The sequence below is a fragment of the Occallatibacter sp. genome, from assembly GCF_035317045.1.
Taxonomy (GTDB): Bacteria; Acidobacteriota; Terriglobia; order Terriglobales; family Acidobacteriaceae; genus Telmatobacter.
On sequence record NZ_DATHHT010000039.1, the window covers coordinates 159,827 to 179,816 of the forward strand.

General features: G+C 58.7%; 16 protein-coding genes. 7 read left to right on the top strand and 9 right to left on the bottom strand.

What is annotated here, in order from left to right; all coding sequences use genetic code 11:
- Positions 1-129 precede the first annotated feature (129 nt).
- The 7 genes from VK574_RS19085 to VK574_RS19115 all read right to left on the bottom strand — a co-directional run bounded on the left by VK574_RS19085 (position 130) and on the right by VK574_RS19115 (position 6,780).
- The gene (locus tag VK574_RS19085; protein WP_472801466.1) at positions 130-1,737 is read right to left on the bottom strand and encodes an inorganic phosphate transporter; all 1,608 of its coding nucleotides are present in this window, start codon (positions 1,735-1,737) and stop codon (positions 130-132) included.
- 577 nt (positions 1,738-2,314) lie between these two features.
- Entirely contained in the window at positions 2,315-2,704 is a 390-nt protein-coding gene (locus VK574_RS19090; protein ID WP_472801467.1) for a type II toxin-antitoxin system death-on-curing family toxin, read from the bottom strand.
- Positions 2,705-2,932, bottom strand: a complete 228-nt coding sequence (locus VK574_RS19095; protein WP_472801468.1) for an AbrB/MazE/SpoVT family DNA-binding domain-containing protein — start codon at positions 2,930-2,932, stop codon at positions 2,705-2,707. It lies immediately after the preceding gene.
- 60 nt (positions 2,933-2,992) lie between these two features.
- Positions 2,993-4,087 (bottom strand): segregation and condensation protein A, encoded by a 1,095-nt coding sequence (locus VK574_RS19100; protein WP_472801469.1) that lies wholly within the window; start codon positions 4,085-4,087, stop codon positions 2,993-2,995.
- A gap of 37 nt (positions 4,088-4,124) precedes the next feature.
- A complete protein-coding gene (gene trpS / locus VK574_RS19105) occupies positions 4,125-5,156 on the bottom strand; it encodes a tryptophan--tRNA ligase (RefSeq protein WP_472801470.1) in 1,032 nt (343 codons plus the stop codon).
- A 98-nt stretch (positions 5,157-5,254) separates the two neighbouring features.
- The gene (locus tag VK574_RS19110; RefSeq protein ID WP_472801471.1) at positions 5,255-5,968 is read right to left on the bottom strand and encodes a site-2 protease family protein; all 714 of its coding nucleotides are present in this window, start codon (positions 5,966-5,968) and stop codon (positions 5,255-5,257) included.
- A 65-nt stretch (positions 5,969-6,033) separates the two neighbouring features.
- Positions 6,034-6,780 (bottom strand): acyltransferase, encoded by a 747-nt coding sequence (locus tag VK574_RS19115; RefSeq protein WP_472801472.1) that lies wholly within the window; start codon positions 6,778-6,780, stop codon positions 6,034-6,036.
- Positions 6,781-6,980: 200 nt separating this feature from the next.
- Between VK574_RS19115 and asnS the strand changes: the two genes are divergently transcribed.
- Positions 6,981-8,351 carry an asparagine--tRNA ligase gene (asnS, locus tag VK574_RS19120; RefSeq protein ID WP_472801473.1) on the top strand — a complete coding sequence of 457 codons (1,371 nt, stop codon included), beginning with the start codon at positions 6,981-6,983 and terminating at the stop codon, positions 8,349-8,351.
- A gap of 40 nt (positions 8,352-8,391) precedes the next feature.
- Positions 8,392-9,003: a hypothetical protein gene (locus tag VK574_RS19125; protein WP_472801474.1), complete on the top strand. Its 612-nt coding sequence runs from the start codon at positions 8,392-8,394 to the stop codon at positions 9,001-9,003.
- Between the two features lie 61 nt (positions 9,004-9,064).
- On the opposite strand, the gene VK574_RS19130 is transcribed toward VK574_RS19125, so the two are convergent.
- On the bottom strand, positions 9,065-12,346 hold the full coding sequence (locus VK574_RS19130) for a TonB-dependent receptor (RefSeq protein WP_472801475.1): 3,282 nt from the start codon (positions 12,344-12,346) through the stop codon (positions 9,065-9,067).
- 363 nt (positions 12,347-12,709) lie between these two features.
- Between VK574_RS19130 and VK574_RS19135 the strand changes: the two genes are divergently transcribed.
- The 4 genes from VK574_RS19135 to glgC all read left to right on the top strand — a co-directional run bounded on the left by VK574_RS19135 (position 12,710) and on the right by glgC (position 16,453).
- On the top strand, positions 12,710-13,333 hold the full coding sequence (locus VK574_RS19135; protein WP_472801476.1) for a nitroreductase family protein: 624 nt from the start codon (positions 12,710-12,712) through the stop codon (positions 13,331-13,333).
- 83 nt (positions 13,334-13,416) lie between these two features.
- A complete protein-coding gene (locus tag VK574_RS19140; RefSeq protein ID WP_472801477.1) occupies positions 13,417-14,112 on the top strand; it encodes a YdcF family protein in 696 nt (231 codons plus the stop codon).
- A 117-nt stretch (positions 14,113-14,229) separates the two neighbouring features.
- A complete protein-coding gene (locus VK574_RS19145; RefSeq protein WP_472801478.1) occupies positions 14,230-14,937 on the top strand; it encodes a hypothetical protein in 708 nt (235 codons plus the stop codon).
- A gap of 214 nt (positions 14,938-15,151) precedes the next feature.
- Positions 15,152-16,453, top strand: coding sequence for a glucose-1-phosphate adenylyltransferase (glgC, locus tag VK574_RS19150; protein WP_472801492.1), 1,302 nt, complete (start codon positions 15,152-15,154; stop codon positions 16,451-16,453).
- 28 nt (positions 16,454-16,481) lie between these two features.
- Here glgC and VK574_RS19155 read toward each other — a convergent pair whose 3' ends face one another.
- Positions 16,482-17,585 carry a glycosyltransferase family 2 protein gene (locus tag VK574_RS19155; protein ID WP_472801479.1) on the bottom strand — a complete coding sequence of 368 codons (1,104 nt, stop codon included), beginning with the start codon at positions 17,583-17,585 and terminating at the stop codon, positions 16,482-16,484.
- A gap of 226 nt (positions 17,586-17,811) precedes the next feature.
- Between VK574_RS19155 and VK574_RS19160 the strand changes: the two genes are divergently transcribed.
- Complete coding sequence (locus VK574_RS19160) at positions 17,812-19,872, top strand: caspase family protein (protein ID WP_472801480.1); 2,061 nt, start codon at positions 17,812-17,814, stop codon at positions 19,870-19,872.
- The last annotated feature ends 118 nt before the right edge of the window (positions 19,873-19,990 follow it).

The following is a 19,990-nucleotide window of genomic DNA, read 5'->3' on the forward strand; positions in this document are numbered from 1 at the left end:
CGCAGTAAGGAATATCCGACTCAGATGAATGCCAGATGAAGCGGAGGTGAATTTGCGGGAGAGGTGGCCTGACTGGGTGTGGAGACGGCTGGACCGACCTGGAGCCTTGATCAGAAGACCCTATTTGAGTTAGGACAGGTGCCTGAAGAGCCAGTAGAGCGAGCCGGAGAGCAGAGCTGCGGCGGGCAGCGTAAAGACCCAACCCGCGGCGATGTTGCGAATGGTTTTGAAGCGCAGGCCATTGCCATTTGCGGCCATGGTGCCAGCCACGCCGGAACTGAGAATATGCGTGGTGCTCACGGGAAGGCCAAATTTGTCTGCGGCGAATATGGTTCCCATAGCCACCAGGCCGGCGCTGGCGCCCTGTGCATAGGTAAGGTGATCCTTGCCAATGCGCTCGCCCACCGTAACGACCACACGCTTCCAGCCAACCATGGTGCCGAGGCCGAGCGCCAGGGCTACCGCTACTTTGACCCAGGAAGGAATGAACTTGGTGGCATTGTCGACCTTGGATTTGTAGATCTTCAGCGCGGCTTTCTCGTCGGTGGTGAACCCGGCGTTGGACTTATCCATCAGGCGCAACGCTTCGCTGGCTACGTACATGTCGTTGCGGACATTGGCCTGCTCATTTGGCGGGACGGCCTTGAATTCCTTGTAGAGCGCTACTTCGTGATCCGTATCTTCGACCAGCTCGCGCAATGCGAGGATGGTGTCGGGCTGCATCTGCTTGGTGCGGATGTAGTCGGTGACGGTGGCACGAGCGTCGGAGCCGAGGATGCCGCGGGGATCGACGTGGCGATCGAGGATGCGGCCGGCCTGCTCAGAGGCGACGATAAAGTCCTGCACCTGCGCGGGACTTACGGCGTGGTTGAGCGCGTAGGCCGTGGGCACGGTTCCGATGAGGATGAGCATGATGAGACCCATGCCTTTTTGGCCGTCGTTGGATCCGTGGAAGAAGCTGACGCCGGTGCAGGTGAGCACCATGAGCGCCCGAATGGGCAACGGCGGCGGTGTGTTGTCTTTGGGGGCCTCGTAGAGTTCAGGGAACTTTGCGACCTGCTTGGCGAGCAGGATCAGCATGCCGGCGAAAAGAAATCCGATGAGCGGCGAAATCAGCAGGGCCTTCAGGACCTTCATGGCCTGTTCCCAGTCGACGCCCGATGTTCCGCTGTGCATGTGCATCAACTGGTTGGCGATGCCGACGCCAATGATGGAGCCGACCATGGTGTGCGAACTTGAAGCAGGAAGGCCGAGCCACCAGGTGCCGAGATTCCAGAGGATGGCGGCGATGAGCAGCGCGAACACCATGGCAAAACCGGCGCCCGAGCTGACTTGCAGGATCAATTCGACAGGCAGAAGCGTGATGACGGCGAATGCGACCGTTCCAGAAGAGAGAAGAACGCCGGCAAGGTTGCAAATGCCCGACCACACTACGGCGATGTTTGGCTCGAGCGAGTGGGTGTAGATGACGGTGGCTACGGCGTTGGCGGTGTCGTGAAAGCCATTGACGAATTCGAAGCCGAGCGCGATCAGCAACGCCAGGGCGAGCAGGCCGTATGGAGCGTAGCTGGTGATGGACGCAGCGTCGAGATCACGGGTTACATGAAAGACGATGTAGACCACTCCAGCGGCAAGTGCGGCAAGGAAGGCAAAAATGCCGGTCTTGCTGGGCGAGCTCTTGAGCTTACGGTCGAGCAGCGATGTGTTGGATAAAGCGGTGGCCGTGGTTGCCGCCATCAGATCTCTCCGGCTGCGACAAACGATTTCCGAACGAGCGCGGGGAGAGCTGATACGAAATCGGCTGGGAATTCTTGATTGAATTGAGGATGGAACGATCTTGGATCGCTGCAGAAGGGACAATCAAAGCAGGATTGCATAAAACCCCAACAACTGAATACGTGCCACAGTTGTTTGATGCGCGGAGCCGTTATCAGGTCCCGCACTATTGATTTTACATGAGATAGCGGGAAGGGGTGGCCTAAGCAGGGCTGAATGTGGTGTGTGATTCCAAAACTAAATCTTTTGACATCATCGCTTTAGGCGTTTTCTTTAATTCGAGAATGGGACCCGCATTTCCGGGAGTTTTGCACCGTTTCTTCACCATTGTTGGCATCGATGCGTAGATGCATTGGCAATGCAGGAATTAGCGGCTAAGTGGCCTAAAATATATGCAACTAAAGGGTTGCGCAGGGATAAGCGCCTTTCATTATGCAACTAATCGGTGGCATTTTAGAGCGGCAGGGTTTTCGCTAAAGCCGAGGCGCAACGACGAGCTTAGAGCCTTTCTTGAATGGGCGTATATTCTGTGCGCAGCTCATGAGATGGTATTGCGCGCGAACCAGTCGACCAGCTGATCCTCGGAGATTTCACCGGCGGCGAGAGCCAGAAACGTCAGGTAGGCATCTTCCTGTCCTGCTGTCATTTCCAGACCGTTCACTTCGCAGAATGCAAAGGAGACTACGAGCGCGGTTCGCTTGTTTCCATCCACGAAAGGATGGTTTGCCGAGATTCCAAAGGCATACGCAGCCGCCAAGCGGTTCAGGGGCGGATGCGAATCAGCGTAGTTCCAGATGTTTCTCAGTCGAGCAAGAGCGGACTCCAAGAGCCCAGGATCGCGAACGCCTTCGGAGCCTCCGTGAGCCGTGAGTTCGGCATCGTGTGCCATCACCGCATCGGCAACTTCCATCCAGATGGGCTCTGCCATTTACTTGGCGAGTTTCCGAAGAGCATCGCGATACTTCTTCATAACCTTTTCGGTCGCTTCGACCTTGCGATTGAACTGCTCGTCGTAAGGCGTCAGATGGGCACCGTATGGAGTCTCAGAAAGACACACGGTGTCACCCTTCTCAAGCTTTAAGCGGGCAAGAGTTTCTTTCGGCAAAACGATTCCGACTGAGTTTCCAATCGCGATGATTTTGGCAGTTGTCGGCATGGTCTGTACCTGGCGACTCATATTATAACAAATGTTATAACGCTGGTCGAATCCCTGGCGCTATCGCCATTCATCGGTGGCGTTGGCGACGCCTTCGTTCACGACGGCGTCGAAGCCGGTGCTCTTCTTGATGAAGATCTCGGAGAAGGCACGGTCCTGACGGAGCAGAATCGCCTGAAGGCGAACGAGTTCGAGGAGCGCGAGGAACATGGCGACGAGGGCGCGCTGGGACTTGCTGTGGCTGAGCAGCTTGCGGAGAGAGAGCGGCCGGTCTTCCATGGAGAGGCGGCGGGTGAGGAACTGGATCATCTGGCCGACGGTGATGGAGTCGTCCTGCACGTTGAAGGTGGGGCGATTGCGGGCGCGCTCGAGGATGTCGCGGAAGATGCGCACCAGGTCGACGGTGTCGGCGGCGATTTCGGGCTCGGCCGCTGCGTCCTCTTTGAATTCGCGGACGCCGGGGTTGGTCCAGGTGGCGGCTTCGAGCATCTGCTTCTGCTGCAGCATCTGGGCGGCGTTTTTGAAGCGCTCGTGCTCGAGGAGACGCTCGACCAGTTCGCGTCGCGGGTCGTCGCCATCGTCGTTGGGGCCGGCGGGCGAGCGCGGGAGCAGCATCTTGCTCTTGATGTGGATGAGCAGCGATGCGGTGTAGATGAAATCACCGGCCACGTCCATGTCCGTCGCCTTCAGCTTGTCAACGTAGGCGAGGAACTGTGCTGTGATCTTGGCGATCGGAATGTCGTAGATGTCGATGTCCTGCTTGCGGATGAGGTCGAGCAGCAGGTCGAGCGGGCCATCGTAGACCTGGCCCACGGTAACTGAAAACGGCGACTGCTCGTTCTCTTCTTCCGGCCTCTTCGGTTTTGCGGGAGCGGCCTTGGCCGGCTTGTCCTCAGGGACCGGCTTGGATGTAAGCACGAGCCGTGGCGCAGCGTTCACCCCGGGCTCTTTCGATGGCGGATCGCCATGCGGAGGCTCCGGCGTTGGCTCGGGCGAGTCGGGCTCCGGTTCGGGATCAGGATCGGTGACAGGGCCGCGATGGCCAGGCTCGGGATCCTCGACGGGATGCGGCGCCTGCGGGGGCTCCTTGATGGGGTCCTTTTTTACTGGATCGATGTTCGGATCGGTCTCCGGGTTTTTGGGAGCTTCGCTCAAAGAAAATCTCGACTTCAGAGGAATTTACCTGGTTTGTTTACTTCGCGGCTGGTGTCAGTTTCATTGCCGCTCGCACCTCGACCATGGTTTGCTCGGCGCGGGTGCGTGCGCGATCGGAGCCATCTTTGAGGATATCCTCAACCTCGCCGGGGGTGAAGCGGGCGCGCCGCTCCTGGATGGGATTCAGGATCTGGACGAGGGCGTCGGCAGCCCAGCCTTTGCACTCGATGCATCCGATTCCTGCTGACCTGCAGCCATCGTAGACCTTGGCCAGCGTCTCCGGTGTGGAGAAGACTTTGTGGAGGTCGCCGACGGGGCACTTGTCGGGGTCACCCGGGTCTTTGCGGCGAATGCGGGCCGGGTCGGTGACCATGGTCTTGAGCTTCTGGCGGACGATGGGTTCGGGGTCGCTGATGAGGATGGTGTTGCCGTAGCTCTTCGACATTTTGCGGCCGTCGGTTCCGGGGAGTTTGGGCGACGGGGTCAGCAGGACGTCGGGTTCGGGCAGGACTTCGCGGTTGTTCAGTTTGTAAAAGTTATTGAAGCGGCGGGCCACTTCACGGGTAAGTTCGACGTGGGCTTGCTGGTCCTGTCCTACCGGGACATATTTCGGCTGATAGAGCAAAATGTCGGATGCCATGAGGACGGGGTAGCCGAGGAAGCCGTAGGTGGTCAGGTCCTTGTTGGTCAGGTTTTCCTGCATCTCCTTGTAGCTGGGGACGCGTTCGAGCCAACCGAGAGGGGTGATCATACCGAGCAGCAGCGGCAGCTCAGCGTGCTGAGAAATACGGCTCTGCTGGAACAGGACAGTTTTCGCCGGGTCGAGCCCTGCAGCGAGGTAATCGAGGATAACTTCGCGCGAGTTTGGCTCGATGTTTGATGTATCCGCGTAGTCGGTGGTGAGGGCATGCCAGTCGGCTATGAAGAAGTAGCACTCGTACTGGCCGCTGTCCTGGAGCTTGACCCAGTTGGCGAGGGCGCCCATGTAGTTGCCCAGATGGAGCTTGCCCGTGGGGCGCATGCCGCTGAGAACGCGCGGGCGAGAGGATGGAGATACAGTGTCAGACATTCTTTTTTCGATTCCGGAGTGAGGCCGGGATGCGTCGCCCAAGTTTGATCAGAAAGGCCAAAGTGAGGCTTGATTTATTGTAGCGGTTGCACGTGCCGTTATCCGCGGCTCAGCACGAATAGCACCACCGTGAATGCGGGGGCCAAAAGCAGGCGCATGATGTAGCCGCCGACGAGGATCATCAGAATCCAGCTTATCCACATGGGAATGCGGTCGTAGGTCTGCACAGCGTTGTACGGAAGCACATTGCGGAGTAACTGGCTGCCATCGAGCGGCGGAATGGGAAGCAGGTTGAAGAACAGAAGCGCCAGATTGATCTGCACAGCGGCGATGCCCAGCAAAACTACAGCTTGCACCGCCGGCGACGCGTTGGGCAGAAGGACGCCGTGAAGGGTGAAGTTGACGATCTGGCGTCCGCCCGGCGCGGCGTGGATGACGACAAGGAGAATCACAGTGGCGATTACAGCCAGCAGGAGGTTCGAAGCAGGCCCAGCCAGCGTGACGAGATTTTCGTCGCGGCGGATTTTGGCGAAGTTGCGGCTGATGACGGGAGTTGGTTTGGCCCATCCGATGAGGACTCCGCTGAAGAGGCTGAAGCCGATGAGCGGACCGAAGATGATGATGGCGGGCATGATGAGGGTGCCGACTGGATCGATGTGGTAGATGGGGTTGAGGGTGACGCGGCCCTGGAGCCGCGCGGTCTGATCGCCGAGGCGCGACGCCACCCAGGCATGGGAACACTCGTGAACGCTCAACGAGAAGATGAGCAGAACAAACTCAAAGACTGCGATTGCAAATTCGGCAGACTGCACCAGACACTCCCTGGATTTGGAAAGCTCAGGTTAGCATGGTGCGCTGCACGGCAGTTTCATCGCCGCTAGACCTTGTAGGCCGGATAGTGTCCGATGACCTCACCGGCGCCGATGGTGGTGCCACCCATGATGATTTCGTGGCTGCCGATGCGTGCGCCGTCGCCGATGGTGGTTGGCTGGAGCTTTACATCTTCCCCGGCGCCGTTGTTGGAGTAGCTGTGCGAGAAGATACGGACGAATGATCCGATTACGGCGTTTTTGCCGATGGTGATGCCGCCGCGGTCGTGGAGCAGCACGCCCTGGTGGATAACTGCGCCGTCGCCAACAGAGAGCTTGTAGCCATAGGTGAGGTCGACGCCGTTGTGGATCTTGACGCCGGATCCCATGTGGTCAAAGATGTGACGCCCCAGCATGCAGCGAAAGCGCATGCCCAGCCAGAGGTTGAGACCGATCGGGGAGCGGTCGAACATCTTCCAGAACCAGAGAAGCGGCTTGCGGATAGCGAACTCCGCCACATCGATGCCACCGAAGTACTCGGCCTCGAGCGTGACGTTCTCGGGGTCGAGCGACATGCCAAGGACGTTTCCCGGCAACTCACTTGAGAGCGTGACGTTCGGTTTTCCGCCGTGGGGGCGCCCGAGGTAAAGCTGGTAGAGCTGGTCGCGGACAATCTCGGCGCGGCGCTCGGGAGAGCGATGGCGATAGAACTCTTCGTCGAGGAAGCGGACCCAGCGGCGGAAGACTTCCTCTGCTTCGGGGGTGGGGTGCGGCTGACTGGAGACGTCTGGCTGGGGCTTGGGATTAGTAGCCATACGTTATGGACGATAAATCAAAGGGGCAGGATGCGGCGAATGCGCCGTGTTGCGGCGGTCACGCCCGGCGGCGACACCGCGCGTTATCCTAAAGGGTCCGGTGATACCCGCTCTGAATAAATAGAACAGGTACGACGGAGTCATTTCCCACCCATTTCGCAAAAGCGCGAAATGGATGGGGCACCCAAGAGAGTTGAACCATGCCTGAAGAAACCGCTCCCGCCGTTACCAGTGAAACCGCCGTCCCTGCTGCGCCCGTTGCCACCATTGCAACGCTGGGCAAGCATGAAGGCCAGTCTGTCCAGATCAAGGGATGGCTTTACAACTCACGCGAATCGGGCAAGCTGCTGTTCCCTATCTTTCGTGATGGAACGGGCACGGTGCAGGGTGTGGCGCACGTGAAGAGTGTGCGGCCTGAGGTGTTTGAGGCACTGAAGGGCCTGACGCAGGAGTCGTCGGTGATTGTCACCGGCAAGGTGCGGGCGGACAAGCGCGCGCCGGGCGGGTTCGAGCTGGATGTCGAGGATATCGACGTGATCCAGCGCGTACCGGAGTCGGATCCGTATCCGATCACGCTGAAGGAGCACGGCGTCGATTTCCTGATGGAGCATCGGCATCTGTGGGTGCGGTCGCCGCGGCAATCGGCCATCTTGCGCATTCGCGCGGAGATCATGCGGGCGGCGGCTGAGTATTTTGACACTAACGGTTTCATCCGGACCGATCCGCCGATTTTGACGCCGGCGGCTTGTGAAGGCACCTCGACCTTGTTTCCGGTTGATTACTTTGGCGACCCGGCGTACCTCACGCAGTCGGGGCAGCTTTATATCGAGTCAACTGCATTGGCGCTGGGAAAGGTGTATAGCTTCGGGCCGACGTTCCGGGCGGAGAAGTCGAAGACGCGGCGGCATCTTACCGAGTTCTGGATGGTGGAGCCCGAGGTTGCCTATTGCGATCTGGACGGGCTGATGGAACTGGCGGAGAACTACCTCTCGCACATTGTGCAGAGCGTGATCAAGAATCGAGCGCCGGAGTTGCAGGTGATCGGGCGCGATCCTGAAAAGCTGAAAAACATCCTTCCGCCGTTCCCGCGCCTGCGCTACGACGAGGCGGCGAAGATGCTCAACGATGCGCATGCGAAGGGGCTGCTGGAGCAACCGTTTGAATACGGCAATGACTTTGGCTCGCCGGACGAGACGTGGCTGAGTTCGCAGTTTGATCGACCAGTGATGGTGCATCGTTATCCGGCGGCGGTGAAGGCCTTCTACATGGAGCCCGACCCCAAGGACCCGAACTTCGCGCTGTGCGTGGATGTACTGGCGCCCGAAGGCTACGGCGAAATCATTGGCGGATCGCAGCGCGTTTCGAGTTACGAGCTGCTGAAGAGCCGCATCGAGCACCATCAGCTTCCGATGGAGGCGTTCCAGTGGTATCTCGACCTGCGGCGGTATGGATCGGTGCCGCATGCGGGATTTGGCATGGGCATTGAGCGCGTGGTGGCGTGGGTGTGCGCGCTCGATCATGTGCGGGAAACGATTCCGTTTGCGCGGACGCTGCATCGGATTTATCCGTAGCCCGCACTTTCGGCTTTGAACGTTTCCGGTGGGAGTTCCTATGAACCAGGCGGCCCTTGGTTTTCGCGCCCACTCCGGTTGGACTTCGCTGGTCGCGATCGCGCTCGAAGATGGGTCGCCGATGGTTCTTCTGCGGCAGCGGCCTCAACTCGTCAAGACATTTACGTATGAGTTCCGCCAGCCGTATCACACCGCGGAGAAGGTGCCGAGGTCTGAGGCGCGCGGTGTTATTTCGCACATACAAGCAGAGGCGCGAGGTCTGGCTCATCAGGCTATTCGATCCGTCCAGAAAAGGCTGCTTATGGAGGGCTATGAGCTCCAATGCGGCGGATTGCTGCTTGCCTCCGGCAGACCGCTCCCGAGTCTTCCGCAGATACTGGCGTCTCATGCACTGATTCACACTGCTGACGGAGAGCTATTTCGAAACGTTCTGCTTCACGCATGCAGGCGCTGCGGCATCGAGATATTTACCGCGAAAGAAAGCGAACTGATGGGCGAGGCGGGCGAGGAACTGGGTCTCGAACCGGAAGAGATGAAGCGCAGGCTGGCTGACCTGGGGGTCGGACTCGGTCCTCCCTGGACGCAAGATGAAAAGCTTGCATCGCTGATCGCATGGACTTCACTTGCGAAGCGACGTTCGAGAAAAAAATGAGCGCAAAGCAAAACCGCGACGCCCTTGAGCGTCGCGGTTTTGTTTTCAGGCCGACTGCAAGTTAGAAGGTCAAGCGGAGGGCCATCTGCAACTGGCGCACGTTGAAGGCGAAGTTGCTGTTGTTGGTGCTGGTGATCCCACCGAACGGTGTGGCCGTGAACTGCGCCAGGTTGTTGGTGTGGGTGGTGGTGTTTTCAGAGATCGCATACGCGGTTGCGCCTACGCCGGTGACATTCTGGTGGTTGGTAAGGTTGAAGGCCTCGGCCAGGAACTCCAAGGCGTAGTGTTCGTGGACGACGATCTTTTTGGATGCGCGCAGATCGACTCCCCAGGTTTTCGGATACTGGAAGTCATTGCGATCGAGTCCGGGAATGCGGTTGGAGCCGCCGGTGCCGTTGAACGAGCTGGTGTTGATGATCGACTGCTGCGTTGTCGATCCGGTGGGATAGAGTTTCGCCGACGATCCGCTGATGCCGACCGAGTAGGGCAAGCCGCTCTGCGTTTGGAAAGTGGGAGCGAGCTCAAAGTCGTTCAGCAGGTAGCCGACGGGTCCGTGAAAATGCCAGGGTGAATCCGCAACAGTGTAGATCAGGAATCGATACGGCACGTTCTGGTTGGAGTTGCCGTACTCGAATTTGATGTTACTGGGATCGAGCAGCGCGGTTGCTGAAGCGCCGGTGGTGTTGTTTTCACCGAAGTCGAGTGCATGCGACCAGGTAAAGTTTGAGCCGAACGAGATGTGGTACGACATCTGGTGCTTGAACTGGGCGACCAGAGCCTGGTAGTTCGAGGTGACTCCGCTGAAGATATCTGTGATCGAGCTGAAGTTGGGGTTGGGGCGATGATTGGGGTTCGCAGTGTTGAAATAGACATTGGCAGTGACGGCGCTTCCCACGGTGAGCGGTCCGGCACCGGTAACGTTGAAAGTTACAGGCGTAGGCGCGGGCAGGTTGGTATCGACGAAGTCAGGCAGACGTCGGCCCCACGATCCGAGCCAGGACACGCTCATGACGTCGTTTTTGCTTAGTTGCTGCTCGAGTGACAGATCGGCCTGGTGAATCTCAGGGACCTTGAAATTCTTGTCGATGTAGAAGGAGGTCGCATTGCCACTGGACCCCTGGAGACAGCTTGCATAGGAACCGGACGGAACGATCTGCGGAAACTGCGGAGCGCAGGAGGTGCCGGGGTTGAGAGTGGGGTTGACCTGGCCGGCTGAAACACCGGTGCCAATGAGTGCCTGGTAAAGCGTGGAGTTGATAGCGCGTGCGAAGAACTCACCGTAACCGCCGCGGAGGATCGTCCTTCCCCCGCCGTAGACGTCATAAGCAAATCCGACGCGCGGACCAATGTTGTCCTTGTTGTCATGAAGGGATGAGGTCTGCGGAACCAGAGAGTTGGGAAGTTGCTGGTCGGGGTACTTCTCAAATTCCCAGCGAAGGCCCAAGGTCAGGCTGAGGCGCGGGTTCACCTTCCACTCGTCCTGCGCAAAGAGCGCGTAGTCGCCGGTGGTGAACTCGAGGCCGGCCGCGCCGACGCCCTGGTTGTAGGAGGTGTAGTTTTCGGCGGTTTTGCCGGCAACCGGATTCTGCGACAGATAAAGGTCAGAGATGTAATTGCCCAGCGGGGTGTTGCCGCTGTAGCTGAATCCGCCGTACTGGTTGAAGAGGTTGGAGATCCGATCGTCGGTGTGAATGTAATCTTCACCGAGCTTGATGGTGTGGTTGCCATGGACCCAGATGACGGTGTCGGCCAGCTGCCAGCGGCGCTCGTCGGGAAGTGCGGCACGATTGAGGAACTGCGCTGTGCCGAACTGGAAGAAGCCACTGAGAAAGACGTTGGGTGGCAGACCCAGGGGATTGGCGTAACCGCTGGGTGTGTTGATCAGGTTGGCCTGTTCGTAGGATGTCGGCGCCTGATTGAACTCAAACTCGAAATCGCGTCCGTACATGAAGCGCGCTTCATTGCTCCATTTGTTAGTGAGGAAGCTGTCGAGCTTGCCGACGATCCAGTTGTCGCGCACGTAGTCATTGCCGAAGCTGGCCATGCCGTAGGCGACCGCCGGAGCAGTCTGGATGCCGGCCGGGGAAGACCAGCGCATCTGGTTGGCCTCAACCGAGGCGTGGTTGCGCTGGTTTATCTGCCAGTCAAGCTTGGGAAAATAGATGACCTGTTTGCCGATGCGGGGAACGGTGCCGAGCATGGAGGTGAGGCCGGCGATGCCGTTGTTATACACGGTTGTGGCGTCGGTGGTGCTGAGCCCGGTGTTGTGGACGACCTGTGCAATCTGCGACTGGGCATAGCTGCCAGTGAGGTTGTAAAAATTGGCATTGGCACTGGTGCCCGTGATGGTGGAAGCTGCCGGAAAATCGTGATAGAAGCGGTCGGCCGCCAGGAAGAAAAAGAGTTTGTCGCGAAGGATCGGGCCACCGACGCCGAATCCGAATTGACGCCGCAGATCGGTGGGTTTGAAGGAAACGACGGAGTAGGTGACCGGGTTCGCAGAGATCTGCACAGGGTGAGTGACGAAGGAGTTCTGAGCGGCCCAGGCACTGTCGCGATCGTAGTAGTAGCCTTCGCCGTGGAAAGCATTCGATCCGCTCTTGGTGATCGAGTTGACGATGCCGCCGGCGGAGCGGCCGTATTCCACCGAGTAGTTCGAGGTGTTTACCTGGAACTCCTGCACGGCGGCTTTGATTGTCGAGTAACCGGCGCGGGTCCGGCCACGCTCTTCAGAGAAGTAGGCCTGGTTGTCGTCGGTGCCGTCGATTGTGACGTTGTTAAGCAATGTGCTCTGGCCGCGGAAGCTCAGCAAGCCAAATCCGTTGCTGTCATTCACCACGCCCGGAGTGAGCAGCGCGAAGGCCGACCAGCGGTAATTGTTTTCGGGCAGATCGTGGAGCGAGACCTGGTCCACCACGCCGGCAAAATCCGGTGTCGTGGTATTCACGAGCGGCGCTTCGCCGGTGACTTCAATGGTCTGGGCGGAACTGCCGACCTTGAGGCGTGCCTCGACGTCCGTGAGAGATCCGACCTGGACTGTCAGGCTTGTCGCGTCGTAGGTGTCGAAACCAGCCGCTACGATTTTGACCTCATAGACGCCGGGCTGCAGGTGGATGACGCGAAAGTAGCCGGATGCGTCAGTAACAGCTTGCTGCTGGGCGTTGGTGCCGTTGTTGCGCACTGTAACCGAAGCATTGGGGACAACTGCTCCGGTGCTGTCGAGAACGTTACCGCCCACAGCACCGTCGACGGCCGATTGGGCTCGGGCTATTGATACAAACGTAAGCAGAGTGAAAAGGGCCGCGAGACACGCGAAGCCCTTGCGCAGATTGGAACCTGTCATACTTCCTCCATCAAGTTGTGAAGCCACGATCGAGCCTGTTGAGGTGCGTCGACTTTTCTTCCAGGCCTGACCACATTCTTTCCCTTATCCGCACAAGATTGGCGGTATTCGTCCTGAAAAGCAACAAGCTTTCCCGGGAATCTGGGAAGTTAAAGCTAGGCAATAGTATTCCAGAAAACTGTGAATGGAATGTGACGGCAGCCTTAGTCTGTTTCGCAGTGCGGTGCGACTGGGGGCACACGGGGAAACGCTGGTGCTGAGTTCGAAAAGCTGGCGAAACGCTTCGGATCGGAGCGTCGTACGCACCCTTCCTCGCGCATGCGCATCCCATCGAATACAAAGGCTTTCGCTGGAGAGAAGAAAATGCCCCTTACTGCAACTGAAATCAATAAGATGAAGTATGCGCAGCCCTCAACTGAGGGAGTGTTGCCCGTCATTCTGGAGCGCTGGAGTCCCCGCGCCTTTGCCGACCGGGACGTGAGCCCCTCCGATCTGAGGACGATTTTCGAGGCTGCCCGCTGGGCGCCGTCTTCCTTCAACGAGCAGCCATGGCGGTACTTCGCAGGTCACCGCAACTCTGAGACCTACAAGAAGATATTCGAGACTCTTGTGCCGTTTAACCAGGCCTGGGTGCGGACCGCGCCGGTGCTGATTCTGGGTGTCGCTAAAACTCGGTTCAGCCACAATGACTCCCCGAATAACTACGCGATTCACGATCTCGGCGCCGCGGATGGCTTCATCACACTGCAATCGGCCGCGATGGGGATCGCCACCCACCAAATGGCCGGCTTTGATCAAGCGAAAGCGCGCGAGGCATTTGAAATCCCCGAGACGTACGCAATTGGCTCAGTGATGGCGATGGGCTACCATGGCGACCTGTCTTCACTCAGCGAGCATTATCAGGCGCAGGAGCAGTCGCCACGGAGCCGAAAAGCGTTGAGCGAGGTGGTTTTGTCATCCTGGGATCATCCCGCGGAACTCGGCTGAGACTCCGGGGCGCCAATTCAGTAAATACCTTCGTGCTCGTGCCGCCGGGCTTTCGCTCGTAGAGTGGAGGATGGGAGCCCGCTGTGGCCATTGCATCCTCATCCCGTCAAACGCGCCGGCGTGCACCCGCCCGTCGACCCCTGCATCGCTACAAGCCGATCAAGCTAGGGAAAAAGCGGTGGGCTGTGCGCGCTTTGCTGGCAGGGGGTCTTGCTGGAGTGATTCTGGTGGGATGGGCTGTGGTCGCTCGCCGGCTTGTGCCCACTGCCAATACCAGTCGCGATCACTTCGATGCGATCGTCGTGCTCGGCTATCCGGCTGACGGGGACGGCAACCCAACTCCCGAAGAACTGGCGCGCGTTTCCGAAGCTGTGCGGGAGTATGAGCGTGGCATCGCTTCGCGTCTGTTGTTTACCGGCGGACCGGCGCACAACCAGTTCGTGGAGGCGGATGTGATGGCTGGCGCCGCCGCTGCACAGGGGATTCCGCCTTCTGCCATCTTTGTAGAGACCAAGGCCACGGACACAATCCAGAACGCGTGCTACTCAGCGCGGATCATGCAGGCACACGGATGGCACTCAGCGGAGGTTGTCTCCAGCGCCTATCATCTGCCGCGGGCCGGAATGATCTTCAGCCATACACCGCTCGATTGGCGCCTGCATGCGGCACCACCGCTGCAGCCGGGTGCTTCCGGTTCGAAGGCGGTTTCGGCGCTGGAAATCCTGAAGACGATGCGCTACCTGGTTTACGCACGATGGACCGAAACCTGCGAGCCGTGAGGCAATCGCACGGTACCCTGCTCGCCGGCTTGCGTCTAACTCTCAGTTCCGGTCATTGTCCCTCCAAGGTATGGTCCTGTAAACTCTGTGTTGATGCGTCTTCCAGTAAGGTTTTCATTGTTTTCGGCAGTCCTTGTTCTCGGTCTGTCAGCCGCGGTTCCGTGCGCGTTCAGCCAGGTGCAGCCGTCTGTACAGACGAGTCAGCAGCCAACCGGCAACGGCACGTACATCGCTACCGACCCGCTGGCCAATGTGAAGTACGACAACAAGTGGGATGTATCGCTGGGATTGGCGTACGACCACATGAAGGCCGGCCCGACACTTCAGCAGGGATCAAATCTCGGCGGCCTTGACCTGTCGGGCTCCTATTGGTTCAGAAGGCATTGGGCCATCGAAGGAAGCGGCCGGGGATACGCAGGCACGAGCGGGGCGGGACTTGGCAACAATGTTTCCACGCAGCTCATTTCGGGACCGTTTGTCGCGCAGTATCTGTTTGTGGGCGGCCCGGAGTGGCTGGGGCCGCACAACAAGCACGGCGCACTGATTGCGCATGCCATGGTGGGTGGCGCATACGGTCAGTTCGAGAAGGACCTGCGCGGTTTGCCTCCGTCGGCGGTAGACTTCTATCCCAACCAGCTTGCCCTGGGGGCGATTGTTGGCGGGCATATTGACCTGAACCGCTCTGCGCGGTGGGTATTCCGGATCACGCCCGATGCGGTTTTTACCCGGTATGGCATCAACTACGGCACAAAGTACACGCAAAACGATGTGAACTTTGCGATTTCTGTCGGCGTGCAGTACCGGTTCAAGGCGAAGCGCAGATAATCTGCGGACAGAACCGGTAAGCTCAACCCGGAAGCCCCCCGAAAATGCCCTCATATCGGTCCCGTTTCTTGAGAATCTGGGCCTCGTAGATACGCCGTAACGCGGACAGGCTGCGCGTGTTATCTCCGTGTGGTATTCTTCGCCGTTCAGAGGCGAACGGCAGAAGTTCTTCTCTGAAAAATGCCGTACCGGATAACGGCACATTGGTCTCGCGCTGAGAACGCTCCGGAAAGACAACGCGACAAGGCAGGCTCATACGGACATGAAAGACACTTTGGGTGTTTTGCTTGCAGGCGGAGCCGGCGAACGGCTCTTTCCGCTTACCCGAGACCGCGCCAAGCCAGCCGTTCCCTTCGGCGGTCACTATCGGATCATCGACATTACGCTTTCCAACTGCATTAACTCTGGTCTGCGCCGGGTCTTCATCCTTACCCAGTACAAGGCGCTCTCGCTCAACCGGCACATCCGCGAAGGCTGGACCGGGATTGTGGCTCAGGAGCTGGGAGAGTTCTTTGAGCTTTTGCCGCCAATGCAGCGCACCGGCACTAACTGGTACATGGGCACGGCCGACGCGGTTTACCAGAACATCTACTCGATCGGCAGCGAGCAGCCGAAGCACATGATCATCCTGAGCGGCGACCACATCTACAAGATGGATTACAGCCGCATGCTGGAGTATCACCGGGAAACGCACGCCGATGTGACCCTGGCGACATTGCCGATCGCCCCCGATGAGGTGCCCCGCTTCGGAGTCGTTGACGTTGGCACGAATGGCGAGTTGCAGGGATTTCAGGAAAAGCCCGCTTCCACGACGTTCCGCTCGCCCTTCAATCCCGACAAGGTCGAAGCCTCGATGGGCATCTACATCTTCAACACTGAAACCTTGCTCAAGGCCCTCATCGCTGACGCTGAAGATCCCAACTCCAAACATGACTTCGGCCACAATATTCTTCCCGACATGCTGGGCAAGAAGAAGATGATGGCCTACAGCTTCGTGGATGAAAACAAGCAGACGGCGCTCTACTGGCGCGATGTGGGTACGCTCGATTCTTACTACGAAGCCAACATGGATCTATGCTCGGTTTCGCCTGTCTTCAATCTGTATGACAAAAACTGGCCGATGCGGACCCGCGTGCGGCAATATCCACCGGCTAAATTTGTGTTTGGCGAGCCCGGCCGAACCGGCATGGCGATGAACTCGGTGATCACGGCGGGCGTCATCATCTCCGGCGCTTCGGTGTCGAATTCGGTGCTGTCGCAGGATGTTCGCGTTAACTCGTATTCCGAGGTCGACTCCAGCATCATTTTTTCGCATGTGCAGATCGGCCGTCATTGCCGGATCCGCCGCGCCATCATCGATCGCGACGTGCATATTCCGGAGGGAACCGTCATCGGCTACGATCCAGTCGAAGACAAGAGACGTTATTTCGTTACGCCGTCGGGGTTGACGATCGTGACGCGCGACGCATCGCTGTTCGAGAACCCGGTCGAGCCGGAGTTTGGCGACCGATACTGAGGCGGTCGCTGGAGGGCTAACGCGGAGGTCAGGCCTCGATTGGAGCTGGCGTTTTCAGCAGCTTCTTGAGGAGATTCGATGCCGATCGAATCTCGACGAGGATGTCCTTCTTTTTGAGCAATTCGATGCGCTTTGGATCGCGGATGGCGATGTAGGTTTCGAAGAACTCCCTGATCTCTTCGGGGCTGTGATCGCGTGCAACCAGTCCGAGCATGTAGCGCAGGTAGAAGATGTCGCGCGGTGCGGGGCGCTGCCTGAATTTTAAAGCAAAGTAGGCTGCATCGAGCATATCGAAGTGCAGGACGTTACCGGTCCGAAGACTGCGGGGCTGCCGCGCAAACGGCTTCCAGCCGTGGGTGGCGAACTGGAAGTCCGCAACACGGTCTGTTCGTATGAAGGACTTATAGCTGCTGTATCCCAGAAAATAAGTGCCCGGAATCCTGCGCCGCGTGCCAGGTTCGCGCATCATCCGGTGCAGCGCGCCGGCGAAGCGCAACTCGTAGAAGAGCCAGTCGTACCACGCGATGAGCCTGGGAAACCGCGTGACCCGCGCTTCAGAAGACGGTGTGATGCGAGCCAGTGCCGCACGCGAATAACGCCAGACGGCCTCCGTGGCGGGGAATCGGTTGAGGAAATAGACGCAATCCGCAAATGGATTCTCTGTTTCGGCTGCGGTGGGGACAGATTCGAGATTGGGCAGCTGCAACTGATCGATGTCGTCAGGAATCTTTTCGAGGTATCGGGGAATGTGATTCTCGAGCGCCTGCTCCTCGCGCGACATCAGGATCAATTCGTCGGGATCGATGCCGACTAGCCATTCGATTCCGTCTTTTGCGGCATCCCGCGCAGAGTAGAACGTGTTGGCGATTTTCCGCACGTCGAGATCGGGACCCCAGGCAGGGAGAATTTTGGTGAGCCAAGCCGGAGGGTTGTGGAGTTCTTCGGGCCGAAAGGATTTGCGCGCAATCACCTGCGGGTATTTCGCTACCAGCTCTGCCGCGTTGTCGGTGGTGTTGTCCCAGAAGAGGTAGATGCGGGAACATCCCGCGGCAAGATGATATTCAATCGCCGACGGCAACAGCCTTGCCTCATTTTTAACGGTGTAGGTTAGCGCGAATTTCCCTGACGGCAAGTCTGACCTCGTTTTCCCCATCCCGCCCAGGCGGTTAGGGTTTGAATCAGATTACAAGAAGGCGGCAAGGGAAAAGCGAGCCTGTGCGGCGCTCAAATAGTCCGGCGTGCATGCGGAATCAAGACGGGCCGGGACCTCAAGTATCAAAAAACTCGCTTGAAGAATCTCCGGCGCGCTACACTGGCCTCCTTCCTGCTTCCCCCGGCAAGAGCGCGAGTTGATTTCGATGAAGACTCCGCACCATGGCATAGGTTCGTGCATCCGCGGCGGCGCGCTCTGCTTCGCGCTGCGCTTTGTCACGCTTTTTTTAGTCACCCCATTTATGCACGCGCAACCCCAGCGCGGTCTTGAGCCTGTACAGCCGCTACCAACGGCCAATGGCGGAATCGGCAACTTCTACGCCCTCGTTATCGGGATCAACGATTACCATGCGCCGCTGCCTCAGCTGAAGACGCCGGTGAACGATGCACAGGCCGTGGGCAAGGTGCTGGAGCAAAGCTATGGATTCAAGGTGCAGTATTTGCTCAACGGGGACGCCACTCGCTTCAACATTCTGGATGCGCTGGGAAAATACGAGGGCACGCTGCAGCCGGCGGATAACCTGGTGATCTACTTCGCCGGGCACGGCTATCTCGACCCAAAGACGAAGCGCGCTTACTGGATGCCGTACGATGCCAACTCGATGCTTAGCCCAAACCGCATCATTTCCGACGAGTTGATGAACGATGTGAGCGATGCGCCTGCGCGTCATGTGCTGGTGATCTCGGATAGCTGCTACTCGGGGGACCTGGCCAATACGCGCAGCGTGGGATCGGGAATCGAAGCAGGAACGCCGGCGGTGATTGCCCGGATGCTGGGACGCAAGTCGCGCAACCTGATGGCCAGCGGAGGGGAAGAGACGGTGTCAGACACCGGCGTCGACGGGCACTCGGTGTTTGCAGGCGTGCTGCTGCGCGCGCTGGCCGAGAATGTGAACTCGATGTTCACAGCGAGCAGCCTGTTCTATGGGAACATCAAGGACTCCGTAGTGGGCAATTCGACGCAGACACCGGAATATGCGGTGATTCCGAACTCCACCCACAATGGCGGCGATTTTGTGTTTGTTCGCAATGGCAAGGCGCCGTTGCCAGCTAAGGGCGCACGGAGCACAACGGCGGTTATTGTGCCGGAAGCTGAACCCGAGGGAGAGACGTCGGCCTCGTCTCCCGCGCCGGGTGCGGGCGACTTCCAGCGATCGATCAATCAGCTTCGCATGACAATTCCGAACATCGCAGCAGCGCTCAGTTCGGCCGACGTGCGGTTCCTGAAGGACGCGACGACATCCGGGGTGAGACCGGCGGAGATTGAGCAGGGGCTGCGACAAAAATCGGCGGACGGCAAGTCGACGGTGGCGCAGGAGTTCTTTCAGAGCGCGGCCAATGCACCGGAGGCGCTCGCCTGGCTTGATTCGGCATTGAAGGCGGGGCTGGATCCGAACATGACGGTGCCGAACGACTACTACAAGCAGGAGGGACTGCTCATCTCGGCAATGCGGGCCGGAAATGCGAAGGCGGTGAAGATGCTGCTGGAGAATGGAGCCAGCCCACATGCGTATCAGGATCTGTTTCTCACTCGATTCGAGGACCCCCGTTTTCTCTATCCTTTGCAGTCGCTGGCCGCGAATGACCGATTTGATCTGACGGAGAAGCAGGATTTGGCGAAGGCATTTATCGCGGCGGGTGTCGCGATTCCCGATCCCGCACCGATGAAGCCTGGGGCCCGCCCCATTCCGATTGAGACAGCGAAAGCAGTTCAGGATGAGACAGCAAAGCAACTCGGGATGAGGCTGCCAGTTTCACCCCTGTGCTGCCAGCAGACGAATCCAATCTGCATGCAGGCCTCGAAGCGCACGGGCGTGGACTGGTGCGCGATTGTGGCGGCCATGCCGAAATCGTTGAATACCGCTTTCGCGGCCGGCGGAGGAGGCACGCCGATCTGGGATATCAAGCTCCGCTACCTTTTGGCGATCCGGGACAACAAGGCCTATTTCATGGGGTTGCGCGATCTGGATAATTCCTTTACCTCGGTCGATTACGTATTGGTGGAGGTACCGAAAGACGCTTCCAGCTGGCGGGTGCTGACCTTCATCAGCCCTGAAGCTGGAATGGGTTTATGCAAGCGCGATGACAGCAACGACACCGCGGCGCCGGCGGAGAACTGCTGGCGTGAAGTTTCACTTCACCGGGTCCCAGGAACCGACGAGATGCGTTTTGACATGTACAAGCTCAGCTGGAAGATCGGCAAGTGAACCGGACGCGATTGCGCTTAAGCCCAGTTGGCGCACCACATCATCCCGCCAGCTGGTTTTTCTCCCGGGGCGCAGATTGTAGCCTGGGTCATTCCGGCGATCATCACGATAGGAACGA